General features: G+C 63.1%; 14 protein-coding genes and 1 pseudogene. 11 read left to right on the top strand and 4 right to left on the bottom strand.

Going from position 1 to position 15,198, the window contains the following annotated elements; translation table 11 throughout:
* The first annotated feature begins 1 nt into the window (after position 1).
* From ACFOJ9_RS10460 to ACFOJ9_RS10415, 10 genes and pseudogenes are all read left to right on the top strand, one after another.
* The gene (locus tag ACFOJ9_RS10460) at positions 2-1,090 is read left to right on the top strand and encodes a phosphotriesterase family protein (protein WP_378978805.1); all 1,089 of its coding nucleotides are present in this window, start codon (positions 2-4) and stop codon (positions 1,088-1,090) included.
* Positions 1,091-1,121: 31 nt separating this feature from the next.
* Positions 1,122-1,892: a glutamine amidotransferase gene (locus ACFOJ9_RS10455; protein ID WP_378978804.1), complete on the top strand. Its 771-nt coding sequence runs from the start codon at positions 1,122-1,124 to the stop codon at positions 1,890-1,892.
* Between the two features lie 2 nt (positions 1,893-1,894).
* Positions 1,895-2,806, top strand: coding sequence for a ribokinase (locus ACFOJ9_RS10450; RefSeq protein ID WP_378978803.1), 912 nt, complete (start codon positions 1,895-1,897; stop codon positions 2,804-2,806).
* Positions 2,803-3,645 carry a BtpA/SgcQ family protein gene (locus ACFOJ9_RS10445; protein WP_378978802.1) on the top strand — a complete coding sequence of 281 codons (843 nt, stop codon included), beginning with the start codon at positions 2,803-2,805 and terminating at the stop codon, positions 3,643-3,645. The genes ACFOJ9_RS10450 and ACFOJ9_RS10445 overlap by 4 nt, the downstream gene beginning before the upstream one ends.
* Entirely contained in the window at positions 3,642-4,886 is a 1,245-nt protein-coding gene (locus ACFOJ9_RS10440; RefSeq protein WP_378978801.1) for a Zn-dependent hydrolase, read from the top strand. The genes ACFOJ9_RS10445 and ACFOJ9_RS10440 overlap by 4 nt, the downstream gene beginning before the upstream one ends.
* A gap of 60 nt (positions 4,887-4,946) precedes the next feature.
* A pseudogene (locus tag ACFOJ9_RS10435) lies at positions 4,947-5,042 on the top strand (dimethylarginine dimethylaminohydrolase family protein); the annotation flags it as partial.
* Positions 5,043-5,258: 216 nt separating this feature from the next.
* Positions 5,259-6,698: an FAD-binding oxidoreductase gene (locus tag ACFOJ9_RS10430; protein WP_378978800.1), complete on the top strand. Its 1,440-nt coding sequence runs from the start codon at positions 5,259-5,261 to the stop codon at positions 6,696-6,698.
* 391 nt (positions 6,699-7,089) lie between these two features.
* A complete protein-coding gene (locus tag ACFOJ9_RS10425; RefSeq protein ID WP_378978799.1) occupies positions 7,090-9,243 on the top strand; it encodes a transglycosylase domain-containing protein in 2,154 nt (717 codons plus the stop codon).
* 118 nt (positions 9,244-9,361) lie between these two features.
* Positions 9,362-9,946, top strand: a complete 585-nt coding sequence (locus tag ACFOJ9_RS10420) for a DUF1214 domain-containing protein (RefSeq protein ID WP_378978798.1) — start codon at positions 9,362-9,364, stop codon at positions 9,944-9,946.
* Positions 9,939-10,508: a DUF1254 domain-containing protein gene (locus ACFOJ9_RS10415; protein WP_378978797.1), complete on the top strand. Its 570-nt coding sequence runs from the start codon at positions 9,939-9,941 to the stop codon at positions 10,506-10,508. Before ACFOJ9_RS10420 ends, ACFOJ9_RS10415 begins: the two co-directional genes overlap by 8 nt.
* A gap of 96 nt (positions 10,509-10,604) precedes the next feature.
* Here ACFOJ9_RS10415 and ACFOJ9_RS10410 read toward each other — a convergent pair whose 3' ends face one another.
* Positions 10,605-10,793, bottom strand: coding sequence for a hypothetical protein (locus ACFOJ9_RS10410; RefSeq protein ID WP_378978796.1), 189 nt, complete (start codon positions 10,791-10,793; stop codon positions 10,605-10,607).
* Positions 10,794-11,002: 209 nt separating this feature from the next.
* On the opposite strand from ACFOJ9_RS10410, the gene ACFOJ9_RS10405 reads away from it, so the two are divergent.
* Positions 11,003-12,040, top strand: a complete 1,038-nt coding sequence (locus ACFOJ9_RS10405; protein ID WP_378978795.1) for a hypothetical protein — start codon at positions 11,003-11,005, stop codon at positions 12,038-12,040.
* Here ACFOJ9_RS10405 and ACFOJ9_RS10400 read toward each other — a convergent pair.
* The 3 genes from ACFOJ9_RS10400 to ACFOJ9_RS10390 form a co-directional block, all read right to left on the bottom strand.
* On the bottom strand, positions 12,018-12,365 hold the full coding sequence (locus tag ACFOJ9_RS10400; RefSeq protein ID WP_378978794.1) for a DUF1491 family protein: 348 nt from the start codon (positions 12,363-12,365) through the stop codon (positions 12,018-12,020). The two genes, ACFOJ9_RS10405 and ACFOJ9_RS10400, sit on opposite strands and share 23 nt — an antisense overlap.
* 118 nt (positions 12,366-12,483) lie before the next feature.
* Positions 12,484-13,311, bottom strand: coding sequence for a peptidoglycan-binding domain-containing protein (locus tag ACFOJ9_RS10395; RefSeq protein WP_378978793.1), 828 nt, complete (start codon positions 13,309-13,311; stop codon positions 12,484-12,486).
* Positions 13,286-15,019: a sensor histidine kinase gene (locus ACFOJ9_RS10390; RefSeq protein ID WP_378978792.1), complete on the bottom strand. Its 1,734-nt coding sequence runs from the start codon at positions 15,017-15,019 to the stop codon at positions 13,286-13,288. Before ACFOJ9_RS10390 ends, ACFOJ9_RS10395 begins: the two co-directional genes overlap by 26 nt.
* Positions 15,020-15,198: the final 179 nt, after the last annotated feature.

Raw genomic sequence — 15,198 nt, 5'->3', positions numbered from 1 at the left:
CATGAATCATCTGTTCGACGAGAAGCCAAGGGAACGGGCGCCGATCGGTGTTCGCTCCGGCACCGTGATGACCGTTGCCGGCCCGGTCGCGATCGCCGACATGGGCGTGACGCTGATGCACGAGCATATCCTGCTTGATGGCGCGACATCGTGGAAATGCCCCTGTCATCCCGGCGAGAAGAAGATCGCCGAGCAGCCGGTCAGCATGGAGATCATCGGTGAGTTGCGGATGAACCCTTACATGAATCGCGACAACGTCTCGCTCGACGACAGCGACCTGGCGCTTTCGGAGCTGGCGAAATACCGGGCGCTCGGCGGGCATACCGTGGTCGATGCGACCAATATCGGCATTGGCCGCGATCCGGTGAAGCTGGCGCGCATCGCGCGCGCCTCGGGATTGCGGATCGTCATGGGCACGGGCTTCTACCTGCAGCACACCCACCCCGGCTGGCTGAAGGCGATGGACGTCGACGAAGTCACCGAATTCCTCGTCAACGATGTCGGCGGCGGGTCAACGCAGCCCGAAATCATGGCCGGCATCATCGGCGAGGTCGGTGTCAGCAAGGATTTCACCGACGAGGAACGCAAGTCACTGCGGGCTTCGGCTCGCGCGGCCAAGATCACCGGCGTGCCGCTGACCATTCATCTCCCCGGCTGGGAGCGGCTGGCGCATGACGTGCTCGACGTGGTCGAGGCGGAAGGCGCCGATCTCCGACACACGGTGCTTTGCCACATGAACCCGAGCCACAACGACCTTGCCTACCAGAAAAGCCTCGCCGCGCGCGGCGCCTTCCTGGAATATGACATGATCGGCATGGATTTCTATTATGCCGACCAGGATGCGCAGTCGCCGTCCGACGAGCAGAACGCACGGGCGATCCGCTCGTTGATCGACATGGGGCTGCTCGACCGGATTCTGCTGTCGCAGGACGTCTTTCTCAAGATCATGCTGACCCGCTTCGGCGGGTTCGGCTACGGCTTCATTCTCAAGCATTTCGTGCCGAGACTGAAACGCCATGGTGTCGAGCAGTCGGCAATCGACACGATGCTCGTCGACAATCCAAAGACTGTGTTCGCCGAGGGCCTCTGAGCAGCGGCTCCAAACAAGATAGGAAGACTACATGTCCAGGAAGAAGGTTCTTCTCGCAGGCGAGTCCTGGGTCTCGACCGCGACCCACATCAAGGGCTTCGACCAGTTTCCGACCGTGACTTATCACACCGGAGCCGATGAACTGCTGGCGGCGCTGAAGGACAGTCCGTTCGACGTCACCTTCATGCCGGCGCATGAGGCGCAGCGGAATTTCCCGCAAACCATGGAAACGCTTTCGGCTTATGACGCGGTCGTGCTTTCCGATCTTGGTGCCAACACGCTGTTGCTCCACCCGGACACCTGGATCCACTCCAAACCGACGCCGAACCGGCTGCGCCTGTTGCGCGACTATGTCGGCAATGGCGGCGGCCTGTTGATGTTCGGCGGCTATTATAGCTTCCAGGGCATCAATGGCGGCGCGCGCTATCACAAGACGCCGGTCGAGGACGTTCTGCCGGTCACCTGCCTGCCCGTGGACGACCGTGTCGAGGTTCCGGAAGGCTATGCGCCGGTCGTTGTCGGCCCGCAGAACCACCCGATCCTCAAGGGCCTCGGCAAGGATTGGCCGATCTTGCTCGGCTTCAACGAAGTCACGGTCAAGGACGGCGCGGAAGTTCTCGCCACGGTGTCTTCCGACTACCGTTCGCTGCCGCTGCTGGTGACCGGCAAATATGGTCAGGGCCGCACCGTCGCCTGGACCTCGGATGTCGGCCCGCATTGGCTGCCGGCGGGCTTCATCGCCTGGAATGGCTACAAGACACTGTTCGAACAGATGCTGGGCTGGGCAACGGCCAGGGATTAGCGATGCGCGTCCATGTCGTCGGCAATGTCTGCGTCGATACGACGTTTCGGCTGGACCGGTTTCCGGCAGCGGGCGAGACGCTGAACGCATCGGATCATGCCGACGGACTTGGCGGCAAGGGTGCGAACCAGGCGGTGGCCGCGGTCCGCACGGGAGCCGATGTCCGCTTCCATGCGGCGATCGGCAACGATGCCGCCGGAGCCTGGATCACAGACCAGTTGAGCCGCGATCTCGATGCCAGCCATCTGACGATGCTGCCACTGCCCAGCGACCGGTCGACGATCCTGGTCGACGCGCGGGGCGAGAACCTCATCGTCACCGGCGCCAGTTGCGCCGCCGCCTTCGATCCCCTGGCCGCCAGCGGTTTTATCCGATCGGTCGAACGCGGCGACATCGTGGTGGTTCAGGGTAATCTGGATCCGGATGTAACGACCGCTTGCCTAAAGCTGGCGCGCAGCGCGGGAGCGATGACGGTCTTCAATCCAAGCCCGCTTGCGGCCGGCCATACACCGAGTTTGAGCGACGTCAGCCTGGCCATCGCCAACGCAGGCGAAGCGGAGCAACTGACTGGAATAAGCGATCCTGACGCGGCAGCCCGCGAACTAATCCGTCAAGGCGCAGACACCGCTATCGTGACGCTTGGCGCGGTTGGCTGCCTAGTCGCCGATGGCAAAGGACGGGTCGACCGGCTCGTGGCGCCGAGGGTGGCTGTGGTGGATACCAGCGGCGCGGGCGATGTCTTTTGCGGTTGCCTCGCCGGCTGCCTTGCGGCCGGCATGGACCTCGCCGCGGCAGCGCGGATCGCGGTTCGCGCCGCGGCCATCTCGGTTGGATGCGCCGGGACGCTCGGCTCGTGCCCTGACAGGCGCGAGATGAAACTGCTCATGGAAACGACGGAAGCGCAAACCGCATGACAAAATCCCCCAAACCGGTCGGCCAAGTGACGAGTGATGCGCTGCAGTCGATCTTTGGCAGAAGCAAGGTGGTGATCGGCGTCATTCATCTGGCACCTCTACCAGGTGCGCCGCGCTACAATGGCGAAGCGGTCGAGGCTATCTATCAACGTGGCCTCGACGACGCAAAAGCCTATTTGCATGGCGGTTGCGATGGCGTGATCGTCGAGAACCATGGCGACGTTCCGTTTGCCAAGCCCGATGATATCGGGCCCGAGACTTCCGCCTACATGTCCGTCGTCTCAGACCGGATCCGAAGGGAACTCGGCCGGCCGATCGGAATCAATGTGCTTGCCAATGCTTCCATTCCCGCGCTGTCGATCGCAAGTGCCTCCGGTGCTTCCTTCGTCCGCGTCAATCAATGGGCCAACGCCTATGTCGCCAATGAGGGCTTTATCGAAGGCGAAGCGGCGCGTGCCATGCGCTTCCGCGCCAGGCTTCGGGCCAACGGCATCCGCATCTTCGCTGATGCGCATGTCAAGCATGGCGCCCATGCGATTGTTGGCGACCGGCCGGTCGAGGAACAGGTCAAGGACCTGGTGTTCTTCGATGCCGACGTGGTGATCGCCACCGGCCAACGCACCGGCCACGCCGCCGATCTCGGTTATATAAGGATGATCAAGGACGCCGCCGGACTGCCGACCCTTGTCGGCAGCGGGGTGACGCCCGACAACGCCAACGATATCCTCCACATCGTCGACGGCGTCATTGTCGCCAGTTCGCTTAAGCACGATGGCGTGTGGTGGAACCAGGTCGACCCTCAACGAGTGAGCGCCTTTATCCGAGGCCTCAAGCGGTGACTTTGGTGCCGGAGATCGACGGCGAGCGGCTGCTGGGCCGACTCGATGCCTTCGCCCGGATCGGCGCGACGCCAGCCGGTGGCGTAAACCGACAGGCGTTCAGCCTTGAGGATCGCAGCGCCCGGCGCCTGCTGGCGGAATTGGCTATCGAGCGCGGTTTCGCGGTCTTTCAGGATGCCATGGCGAACCTCTTCATCCGCCGCGAGGGCACGGATGCCACGCTGCCGCCGCTGCTAATCGGCAGCCACCTCGACAGCCAGCCGACCGGGGGGCGCTTCGACGGAGCGCTCGGCACGCTTTCCGCCTTCGAGACACTCGAAGCCGTGGAGGACGCGAAGGCCGAAACTCGAATGCCGATCGAGGTCGTCGCCTGGGCCAATGAAGAGGGCAGCCGGTTCGCGCCGGGTGTTATGGGCTCCATGGCCTTCACTGGAGCCGATATTTCCGCATGGCAGTCCATAGTCGGCAGCGACGGTGCGTCCCTCGCAGGGGAGCTTGGGGCAACGATCTCCGCCTTGCCGGAGGCAACCCTTCGCCCCCTGGGCATGCCGATCTCCGGCTATATCGAGCTCCATATCGAACAGGGCCCATCGCTGGAAAAGGAGCGGTTGCCGATCGGTATCGTCACCGCCGTGCAAGGCACGCGCTGGCTGGAAATTTCCATCGAGGGCGCTGCCGGTCACGCCGGTACAACCGGCCTTGCCTACCGCAGGGATCCAATGGTCGCCGCCGTTGCCGCAATGCACAGGCTGCAGACGACGATCATGCCGTTCGACAGCAGCGCAAGGCTGACGGTAGGCCGGGTCACCGCCAAGCCTGGATCGATCAACGCCATACCGCAGTCCGTGGTCTTCGCCGTCGACATCAGACATCCGCAGGTAGAGCGGCTCGATGCCATCGAAGCCGAGTTGCGCCAGGTCTGCGCAGCGGAGGCAGAGGCTCAGCATTGCACTGTAATGATCAGGCGGTCGTTCGACATGCCCGGGGCGGCATTCTCTCCCGATATGGTCAAAACCCTTGAGGAGGCCGTCAATTCCCTGCGGCTGCCGCACAAGCAGATGATATCGGGCGCATTCCATGACGCGCTGTTCCTCGCACGGGTGGCGCCCGCCGCGATGATTTTTGTGCCGTGCCGTGACGGGCTGAGCCACAACGAGGCGGAATATGTGGAGCCTGCCTACGCCGTTACCGGCGCGCGGGTACTGCTGCAGGCGGCCATCGCGGCAGCCTCGCCACGATGATCATTCAAGGTACTGCTCTAACGGGCTGATCGCGCCAATCTCGGGCCGGCCAGTTCGAGGCGCGGATCCGAGGTCGCGGCCGTCGACATGAGCGAGATTTCGAAGACGGGCGGCGGCATCCACTGCCTGGCGCAGGCGCTGAAGCGCGAACCGGCCCGAGAAGTGGTAGCGCTAGCTGCTTCGTCACATTCGCATCAGCTGATCAGCATCCTGGCGGCCAGGGGTACAAGGTCGGGCGTGCAAACCGGCTGAGATCGCCGGCTGGCGGAAACATGTGCCCCGCCAATGCGAAACTTGCACGACACCTAATATAAGAGCACACTAAAATGTCTTTGGGAGAGGGACAGCTCATCTGCAACTCGGGAGGAAACCATGAATTCCATGAGCCTCACCACGCTTGAACGCGGCAAAACGACAATCGACGCCGCGGCCCTGGAAGCATTTTCGGCACAATTGCGCGGCACTTTGCTGAGCGAAGGCGACGCCGCTTACGACGAAGCACGAACTGTCTGGAATGCCACGGTCGACCGACGGCCCGGGCTGATCGTGTGCTGCGTCGGCGCTTCCGACGTCATCAGTGCCGTGAATTTCGCCAGGGAGAACAGGCTTCTCGTCTCCGTGCGCGGCGGCGGTCACAACATTGCCGGAAGTGCGGTCTGCGATGGTGGTCTGATGATCGATCTGTCGTTGATGAAGTCGGTGCGGGTCGATGTCGCTGCGCGGCGGGCATGGGTCGGGCCTGGTGCGACGCTTGCCGATGTCGACAAGGAAACGCAGGCCTTCGGGCTGGTGGTGCCGACCGGCATCAACTCGACCACCGGCATATCCGGCCTGACACTGGGGGGCGGCTTCGGCTGGATCACCCGCAAATTCGGCCTCACCATCGACAATCTTGCCTCCGCCGATGTGGTCACCGCCGACGGCAAACTGCTCCGGGCCAGCCAGACCGAAAATCCGGACTTGTTCTGGGCGCTGCGCGGCGGCGGCGGCAATTTCGGCGTCGTCACGGCATTCGAGTTCCAGCTCCATGAGTTTGGACCGCAAGTGCTGGCGGGGCTTGTCGTCCATCCCTTCGCCGATGCCGAAAAGGTGCTGCAGGAGTATCGCAAGGCGCTCGAAACCGCTCCTGACGAGTTGACCTGCTGGGTGGTCATGCGGCAGGCGCCGCCGCTGCCCTTCCTGCCGGCGGAGTGGCATGGCAAGGAGGTGCTGGTTCTGGCCATGTGCTATTGCGGCGACATCGACGCAGGCGAAAAGGCGACGCATAAGCTTCGAGCCATCGGCACGCCGATTGCCGATGTCGTGGGCCGCAACCCGTTCACCGGCTGGCAGCAGGCATTCGACCCGCTGCTTACGCCTGGCGCCCGCAACTACTGGAAGAGCCATGACTTCACCGAGTTTTCCGAGGAGGCGGCTGCGGTCGTCACGGGGGCAATAGCCAAGCTGCCGGGACCCGAATGCGAGATATTTATCGGCCATGTCGGCGGCGCGGCAGGTCGCGTCAAGGCGGACGCAACGGCGTTTCCACAGCGCAGTTCGCATTTCGTCATGAACGTTCACGCCCGCTGGCGCGAACCGGCGATGGACAAAGCCTGCACCGACTGGGCTCGTGCTATCTACGAGGCGGCCAAGCCTTATGCCGCCGGCACCGTCTATGTGAACTTCATGCCGGAAGACGAGGTCGACCGGGTCGAAGCGGCCTATGGTGGCAACCATCAACGGCTTCTGGAAATCAAGCAGCGCTACGACCCACTGAACCTGTTCCGGATGAACCAGAATTTGCGCCCGAAAGAAAGCCTGCAAGCCGCTTGAGGCGCCCATGCTGCAGTGACAAGAAAGCTCACGTCTCCGCTGGGGGCGCGGGTTTTTTGCGTTCACGTGCTGTTGGTCATCGGGCTTTGATTGGCAGGTCGGCAGTGTTTTGTCGCTCGCGGTTCAGACAGGCTTCACCGACGCCATCGCCTCAGGATGCACATCCACTGCATGGAACAGGCGCTGAAGCGCGAACCGGCCTGAGGCGGCAAAACTAGACGCGGCGGATTCAGGCTCTATTCCCCGGCCCGCCTTCAGCAACAAACCCGCCACTGTGTCTTCACCGCCCTTGTGAGCGCTGGAAAAATGGAGGAATAGTCTCCGGAATGCATCGCCCTGAAATTGCCGGTTTGCGGTTCTCAGGTCGCGCAGTCGCTAGCCGGATTTCCGAATGGCCAGTCCTGAACCACGCAAGAGAAGAGGTCCGATCGCCGCCCGGCTGCTGGCGCTCGACGCGTGGATCGATTCCTCGCTCTATGAGATCGGTTTCAAGGCGCGCCAGTTCTGGGAATCCGCGACGATCTTCTCGCGGCGCTTCCGCGTCAGCGGCTGGCGCCGCGGCATCATCGAACTGTTGAGCGAAGGGTTTACGCTGGGCGCTGGCGGCATCGTCGTGATGCTGGCGCTGGCCATTCCGGCTTTCCAGGATACGGCCGGCGACTGGCGCGCCCAGGGCGACTTCGCCGTCACCTTCCTTGACCGCTATGGCAACGAGATCGGCCAGCGCGGCATCATCCAGCGCGATTCCGTGCCGGTCGACGAGATGCCCGATCACGTCATCAAGGCGGTGCTTGCCACCGAGGATCGCCGCTTCTTCGATCACTACGGCATCGATGTACTGGGCCTTTCGCGTGCGATATTCGAGAATGTGCGGGCGAACTCCGTCGTGCAGGGCGGCTCGAGCATCACCCAGCAGTTGGCCAAGAACCTGTTCCTCACCAATGAGCGCACGCTGGAGCGCAAGATCAAGGAAGCCTTCCTGTCGCTGTGGCTCGAGGCCAATCTGTCGAAGAAGGAAATCCTGCAGCTCTATCTCGACCGCGCCTATATGGGCGGCGGCACGTTCGGCATCGAGGCGGCCGCCGACTTCTATTTCGGCAAGAGCGTCAAGGACCTGAACCTTGCCGAGGCGGCGATGCTGGCCGGCCTGTTCAAGGCGCCGACCAAATATGCGCCGCACATCAACCTGCCGGCGGCGCGTGCGCGTGCCAATGTGGTGCTGTCCAACCTTGTCGATGCCGGTTTCATGACCGAGGGCCAGGTCCTGCAGGCCAGGTTGCATCCGGCCGATGTCGTTGACCGAGGCGAACAGAAGAGTCCGGATTATTACCTCGACTGGGCGTTCGACGAGGTCAAGAAGATCGCCAAACCGGGCCAGCACTCGCTCGTTGCCCACACCACCTTCGACGCCAACATCCAGAAAGCGGCGGAAGAATCGGTGGAGTTCCACCTGCGCCAGTTCGGTAAGGAGTATAACGTCACCGAAGGCGCTGTCGTCGTCATAGAGACCAACGGCGCCGTGCGCGCCATCGTCGGCGGCCGCGACTATGGTGCCAGCCAGTTCAACCGCGCCACCAAGGCGTTGCGCCAAACCGGCTCGTCATTCAAACCCTATGTCTACGCAACGGCGATGGAACACGGCTTCACCCCGAACTCCATCATTTCCGGCGGCCCGATCAGCTGGGGCAGCTGGTCGCCGCACAATTACAGCGGCGGATCGGCGGGCAACGTCACGCTGATCATGGCAATGGCCAAGTCGATCAACACCGTGCCGGTGCGGCTGGCCAAGGACCATCTCGGCATCGGCCCGATCAAGGCCATGGCCGAGGCGATGGGTGTGGAATCGCCGATCGAAGCGCATAAGACGATGGTGCTCGGCACCTCGGGCATGACAGTGATGGACCAGGCGACGGGCTACAGCGTGTTCGCCGACAACGGCTTCGTCGGCTCCCGGCACGGCATCAGCCAACTGGTGACCCGCACCGGCGAGGTGGTTTATGATTTCGCCAAGGACGCGCCGCCGCCACACCGGGTGCTGTCCGAGCAGGCGCTCAAATCGATGAACACCATGCTGGCGGCAGTACCCGTGATGGGTACGGCGCGGCGAGCCCAACTTCCCAACATCGTCGTCGCCGGCAAGACCGGCACCACGCAGTCCTACCGCGACGCCTGGTTTGTCGGCTTCACCGGGAACTACACGGCGGCGGTATGGATGGGCAACGACGACTTCACGCCGACCAAGAACATGACAGGTGGCTCACTGCCGGCGATGGTGTGGCAGCGACTGATGGTCTACGCGCACCAGAATATCGACCTCAAGCCGATCCCGGGCATCGACAAGCCCTTCGTCGACGAGGAGATCGCGGCCAAGGCCGAGGAAGCGCAGAAGAAGAACGCGGAGCAGGCGGCGGCCGACGTAGCTGCCGAACGGCCGCCGGTGCTGTCCAGCCGGACGACGCAGACATTGAGGGACATGACCAGGCTGTTCCAGTCGGCGCCCGTTCTCGATGCGCCTAAACCGCCGGAGACGCTGTCGGCGCTGTGATTTTCCGACTGGGCGAGTCTTTCCGACTGGCTTGGGCGGGCAAATCCATCGGCCCGCTTGCCACAAGGCCCCACGCCGCGATATCCCGAGCGGCAACTCTTCGTGTCCCCGGCCCTTCATGCTCAAAAATGCTTTCCTGACGCTGCTTTCGCTTGCCATAGCCATCGTCGGCGGTGGCGGCAGCGTCTGGTATGCGCTGAAAGTCCAGGATGGCGTCGGCGCCATTCGGATCGGCCAATGGACAGCCTTTCCCGATATCGGCACGCCGTCCGCCGATCCTTATTCCAAAGCCCGTGTGGCGCGCGAGGGCGTGCTTGCGCTCGGCCGCGCCGAAGGGCTGTCCTTCGTCGCCGAGCGCGACGCGGGCGGCGCCGAGCTCAAGCGCGAATGCACCTACACAATCGAGGGTGGATTTCCGACGGCACGGTTCTGGACGCTCTATGCCGCCGACCAGTCGCTCGGCGTGGTCGAAACCGGTAAGCCGCGGCTAGCAGCGCTGCAATCCTATGGGGTGGTGCGCCAGCCCGACAATTCGGTCATCATTTCCGCCGGCCATCATCCAATGCCGGGCAACTGGCTGCTGACCGACGGCTTCGGCAGGATGTATTTCGTGCTGACCTTCTACGACACGCCGATCGCCAGCAGCACCGGCCTGTCGGACGTCTCGCTGCCGCATATCGTCAAGGTCGGCTGCGATGCGTAGTTTTAATGCGGCGATGCGCAGACTTCTGCATGCCGTCCTGCTCGGCTTGCTCGGCGCCGGCATCGTGCACATCGCCGTGCTGCTTCTGGTGCCTGAGTTTTCCGAACGCGACGCCTGGTCGCGGCTGTCCATGGCGTCGGATCTCTACAGGATGACGCGGCTCGATGCCGAGGCCGGTGGTGCGCCCGTGGTGAAATCCGTCGATCCGCTGTTTTATGCAACGGCGTGCCGGTTCGACCTCGGCGAAGGCATGGTCCGGATCAAGGCGCCGGGACATGTCCCGTTCTGGTCGGTGTCGGTCTACGACCGCAGCGGCCACAACATCTATTCCTTCAACGACCACACCGCGACCGGCGGCGTGCTGGATGCCGTCGTGCTGACGCCGGCGCAAATGATCGACGTGCGCAAGGACCTTCCCGAAGACCTTCAGGGAGCGATCTTTGTCGAAGCACCGATCGAGGAAGGCATCTTCGTCATCCGCGCCTTTGTGCCCGATGACAGCTGGAAGCCGATCGTATCGCGCTTCTTCGAGCAGAGTTCCTGCGAGTTGCAGGATTTCTAGAGCCTGTTCCATCCCGATGGAATCGGGATGGGCTCTATCTTATTGTTTGAGCATGATCTTTTCCGAAAACCGGATTCCACTTTTCGGGATCATGCTCTAGTGATGCGGGATCGGCTTCGTCCCTGGCGACCCCGGCTTGTCGGGATCGACCGGCCGCACTTCGCCGGCATGAGACCGCTCGTAGCGGATGCCGGGAAAGATGATCACCGCCGCCGGAATTTCGGCGGTCTGCTTTGTCCGATTGCTTGGTGCCGTACGCGGCACGAAAGACAGTACCATGCCCATGGTTCGCGCATTCCTCTCGGTTTCCCCGGAGCACAACGCAACGCCTCCAAATATCATTAAGGCCGGCAGAGGGTTAACGGAGCGCTAACGGATCGTCGCTAACTTGATCTTTGTCTTGAGGTCAGGACGTCCTGACCGAGGCACTCGCGAAACCGACACAGTCCCGGTTGAGCGTGGCCAAAGTTGTGTCGAGTACGGGCGTATCCTTCGTGTCATCTTCGGACTTCAGGCAAATCGCGGTACGGAAAGACTCGGGAAAGGCCGAAAGGCTGTTCCGCGCCGCGGTGTCGGCGTTCTGCTCGCTCACCCGCCCTTCACGCCGTGAGATCGGCCAGCTCGAAGACCTGACGCTGCCGCTGTTCGACAACGTATCCGTCGAATCTCGCCGCTATGTGGCGGCCGCCCTTTCCGAATGCGAATATGCCCCCACCGCGTTGGTGCGCCGTCTCTGCGAGGAACCGGTCGACATCGCGGCCCCGCTGCTCATCCGCTCACGCGCCGTCAGCGACATCGATCTCATCGCGCTGATCGGGCGGCACGGACTGCCGCATGCGCGTGCCATTGCGCGCCGCAAGGACCTGAACCCGACCATCGCCGATCTGATCAGGGCGCTCGAAAGGCCAACCCTGGTGCGGGTGCGGGAGCCGGAAGCGAACGCCATCGCAGCAGACGAGATCGTGCCGCTGAGCACGGAAACTACTTCCGACGAGCCCGCCCGAGAACAGGCGCTCGGCATCGCCGCCGAAAATGCACGGCGCAGGCTGCGTTCGATGATGCGCACCGGCGACGAGGCGGCAGCGACGAACGCCGATCCTTTCACGGGCGCTGACACCTATGTGAAATTGCGCGAGACAGCGCTGACAGGAAACGCCGCATTCTTCCAGACCGCGCTCGCCGATGCGCTCGATATCGATTTCTCGACCGCACGCTCGCTCACCGCCAACCAGAACTATGCGTCGCTGCTTGCGGCACTGCGTTCGCTCGACCTCAGCGAGGATCGGGCCTTCCTGATCACCGTTGCCGTCTACCCCAGCCAATTCCCACATCCGCAGGCTATCCGCACCTTCCTCGACCGCTACCGCCTGCTGCATCGCGATGTCGCCCTGGGCAGGGTACGCGACTGGAAAGCCGAAACCCTCTCAAAGGTGGTTCGCGACGCAGCACCCGCAAATAGCGATAGCCGCACCGCATCGAACAGCGACGATGGGGCGGCTTCCTCCGGCCTCAAGGCGTCCTCACGGAAATAAGCTCTTCGACAGGAACGGCACCGGCCTCGATCTCGACCACCCAGATGTCGGGGTCGAATTTTTTCTCCCTTTCCAGCCTGGCATCGAGCACTGCGGCATCGTCACCGGCCCCGAGCAGACTGAAAAACCGGTCGTCGGGCTTGGCCGAATCGTAGCTCGTCTGCGGTGCCGGGCCGAACAGGGCAACCTCGCCCAGCCTGCCCCGCGCCAGCACGAAAACAGCGCCGGCTTCGGTTGCGCCGCGCTTGACCACGGCGGCAAATCCGCCGGCGCCGAAAACCCGGCGCAACAGGGCCGAGACCCACAGATCCGATGTGACGCGCATGAGAGAACTCCGCTAATGCATGTCGCTCCCGGTTTCTGGGACAACAACATGCACGCAAACAAGGCAAGCGGGTTCTCTACCGATATTTTCGCCGCTCGGCGAGCCGTCGTGTCAGCCGTCAGTTGGTCAGGCCGATCTCGCGCATCTTGACGTAGACGATCTCATCGGGTTCGCCCGTCTGCGGCAGCCCGAACAGCGACTGGAATTCCTTGATCGCCGCCTTGGTCCGTGCGCCGACGACGCCGTCCAGTTGCATGTCGTCATTGCCGAACGCCTTGAGCCCGGCCTGGATCTTGACGATGCGGGCATCGGGCGCTTGCGTGGCAGCACTCGTCAGGGCGGCATTCGTCTGCCCTGAATTCGTTTGCCCGGAATTTGTCTGCCCCGAATTTGTCTGCAAAGACACAGGAACGGCGACCGGCGTATCCGGGCGCGGCTGCGGTCTGGGTACGACGGAAGCGGTTTTCGGCGTCGCGCCCAGTTGATCGAGCAAAAGAGCGTCGATCTCGCCGGACGCACTGAGCCCGACTTTCTGCTGATAGGCCTGGATGGCCTTGCGCGTGTTGGGTCCGGAAATGCCGTCGACCGTTCCGGAATAGAAATCGAGATCCTTCAGGATGCCCTGCACCTGCTCGACCACGGGATCGCCCTTGATCGGTGCCGGCGCGCCGGATGGCCGCACGATGTTGAATGTCGTCTCCGGCTCGTCGGACGCCGCGTGTGGAAAGCCCTCGATGCTGCGAGTAGCGAAGAACGCGCCCGCATGCGGGAAAGGCTGATACCACAAGGCATTGGCGGAAACGTAGAACAGCGTCACCAGGAATGCCGTCGAGCCGCCCACCAGGACAGGATTGCGCGAGATCATGCCGCCGACGGCGACGGCGCCGTCCTGAAAGGCATTGCTGCGGCGCTTGACCGCTTTAGGCTGTTTTGCGGAGCGAGCCATTTCTGTCCCCTTTCGCCATGGCCACAGGCAAGGTCAGCACACCGGCCTTCTCCGCCTGATGCCCCTTCGGTCCGTTCACCGGCAGGCTGATGGTCACCGTGGTGCCCTCGCCCGGCATGCTTTCGATGGACATCGTGCCTTCGTGCAGCGCCACCAGGCCCTTGACCAGCGACAGGCCGAGACCGGTCCCCTCGAAACGGCGGGTATAGTCGTTCTGTATCTGCATGAAGGGCTTGCCGAGATTGGCAAAATCCTCCTCGGCGATGCCTATGCCGGTGTCCCTGACCCAGAAATGCAGACGCGAACCGATCCGCTTGGCGCCGACGACGACATCGCCGCCATCGGGGGTGAACTTGATCGCATTGGAGACGAGGTTGATGAGCATCTGCTGCACGGCGCGCCGATCGGCATTGATGTCGCCGGCGTCCGGCGCGATCTGCGCCTGCAGATCGATGTTCTTGGCCTGCGCCTGCAGCCGCATCATCGACTGGCACATGTCGACCGCTTCCGCGAACCGGAACGGTTCCGGTTCGGTCGCATAGACGCCCGATTCGATCCTGGACACGTCGAGTATCGAGGTCACGACGGCAAGCAGATGCTGGCCCGAATCCCGCACCAGGCCGACATATTCCTTCTGGCGCGGATCCTTGAAGGCGCCGAACATCTCATGCAGCAGCATGTCCGAGAAGCCGATGATGGCATTCAACGGCGTGCGCAGTTCGTGGCTGACCACAGCCAGGAAGCGCCCTTTCGCTACCTCGGCGGACGCGGCCGCCTCATTGGCCGCCGCGAGATCCTCGCGCAGCCGGGCAATCTCGTCATTCTCGCGCAGGACAAGCGTGAAGACGTCGCCCTGTTCTTCACCGCGCACCAGATCGAGCGAGAACGGCCGATAATTATCGGCGGCCAGGCCATTGCCGTTCTGAGGCAGCCTGATGCGCAATTCGAGCCGGCGTGACAGCGCGCCGTCGCGCATGTCGGCCAGTGCGCTGAGATAGGAGACGCGATCCGACAGATGGACGCGATCGAAGAAGCCGTTTCCGGACAGCAGTTCGGCCGGCAATTTCAAAAGCGTGCGCGCCTTTGGCGAAGCGTCCAGAACCTCGCCATGACGGGCGACGCGCAAGATCACCGCATCGATGATGTCTTCGAGCCGGTTGGCCGTGTCGGCGACATCAGCCGCATCGGCCGTGTTTCGGAACACCGACGCGCGCGGGATCAGTGTGAGCGCCCACGCCAACGGCACCAACCAGTGCCACGCGGCAATCTGCGCTCCTGTGAATGGGAACAGAATTCCGGCCAGAGGTTGAGCCAGGACGGCGACAGCGGCCGACACCGCTCCCCAAAGTGCTGCACGCCGCGAGGCACCGATCCACCAAGCTTCGAATGGCAGCGCCACGACAAGCATGGCGACAGGCGAACTCAGCCCGCCCGCGGCGGCAATGAGACTGCCGAGAGAAATGCCCGCCACTACCAGGGCGACCTGACTTGCTATCGCCATCTTGCCGGTCGCCGCCACCAGCAAGGCGACGAACCAGCACAGGCCAAAGGCCGCGAAGATAGCGGCCATGGTGACGGCGGCGCCCATGCCCGAAGTGACCAGCGTGACCGCGGCACCAGCGGCAAAGAAGGGAGCGGCGAGCATGACGCCGATGAAGCGGCGCTGGCGCTCGCGGTCGCTCTGCCCAAGGATGGACGGATGAACCATACGTTCGCAACCGGCGGCAATCGCGCCAGGCAATTCAACGTATCTGGCCTTGATTGAACTCAACTCAACGCACTCGCACTCGTCGTGGACAGCTCTGCTTTGCAGATCGTTCTGGTTGGCTCTGAAACTCGCATCCAGCGTTTAAGGAATGGATAAGGCGGGGCTGACCAAGGCCCCGG

The organism is Mesorhizobium cantuariense, assembly GCF_042647205.1.
Taxonomy (GTDB): Bacteria; Pseudomonadota; Alphaproteobacteria; order Rhizobiales; family Rhizobiaceae; genus Mesorhizobium; species Mesorhizobium cantuariense.
The sequence above is the reverse complement of the archived record's forward strand: the minus strand, read 5'-3'. Positions and strand labels throughout refer to the sequence as shown.

What these genes read in the sequence shown, in the direction of transcription:
- ACFOJ9_RS10395 (WP_378978793.1), bottom strand. Translation starts at nt 13,311, where the DNA reads ATGGCTCGCTCCGCAAAACAGCCTAAAGCGGTCAAGCGCCGCAGCAAT.
- ACFOJ9_RS10460 (WP_378978805.1), top strand. Translation starts at nt 2, where the DNA reads ATGAATCATCTGTTCGACGAGAAGCCAAGGGAACGGGCGCCGATCGGT.
- ACFOJ9_RS10420 (WP_378978798.1), top strand. Translation starts at nt 9,362, where the DNA reads ATGCTCAAAAATGCTTTCCTGACGCTGCTTTCGCTTGCCATAGCCATC.
- ACFOJ9_RS10450 (WP_378978803.1), top strand. Translation starts at nt 1,895, where the DNA reads ATGCGCGTCCATGTCGTCGGCAATGTCTGCGTCGATACGACGTTTCGG.
- ACFOJ9_RS10410 (WP_378978796.1), bottom strand. Translation starts at nt 10,793, where the DNA reads ATGGGCATGGTACTGTCTTTCGTGCCGCGTACGGCACCAAGCAATCGG.
- ACFOJ9_RS10390 (WP_378978792.1), bottom strand. Translation starts at nt 15,019, where the DNA reads ATGGTTCATCCGTCCATCCTTGGGCAGAGCGACCGCGAGCGCCAGCGC.
- ACFOJ9_RS10415 (WP_378978797.1), top strand. Translation starts at nt 9,939, where the DNA reads ATGCGTAGTTTTAATGCGGCGATGCGCAGACTTCTGCATGCCGTCCTG.
- ACFOJ9_RS10400 (WP_378978794.1), bottom strand. Translation starts at nt 12,365, where the DNA reads ATGCGCGTCACATCGGATCTGTGGGTCTCGGCCCTGTTGCGCCGGGTT.
- ACFOJ9_RS10430 (WP_378978800.1), top strand. Translation starts at nt 5,259, where the DNA reads ATGAATTCCATGAGCCTCACCACGCTTGAACGCGGCAAAACGACAATC.
- ACFOJ9_RS10425 (WP_378978799.1), top strand. Translation starts at nt 7,090, where the DNA reads ATGGCCAGTCCTGAACCACGCAAGAGAAGAGGTCCGATCGCCGCCCGG.
- ACFOJ9_RS10455 (WP_378978804.1), top strand. Translation starts at nt 1,122, where the DNA reads ATGTCCAGGAAGAAGGTTCTTCTCGCAGGCGAGTCCTGGGTCTCGACC.
- ACFOJ9_RS10445 (WP_378978802.1), top strand. Translation starts at nt 2,803, where the DNA reads ATGACAAAATCCCCCAAACCGGTCGGCCAAGTGACGAGTGATGCGCTG.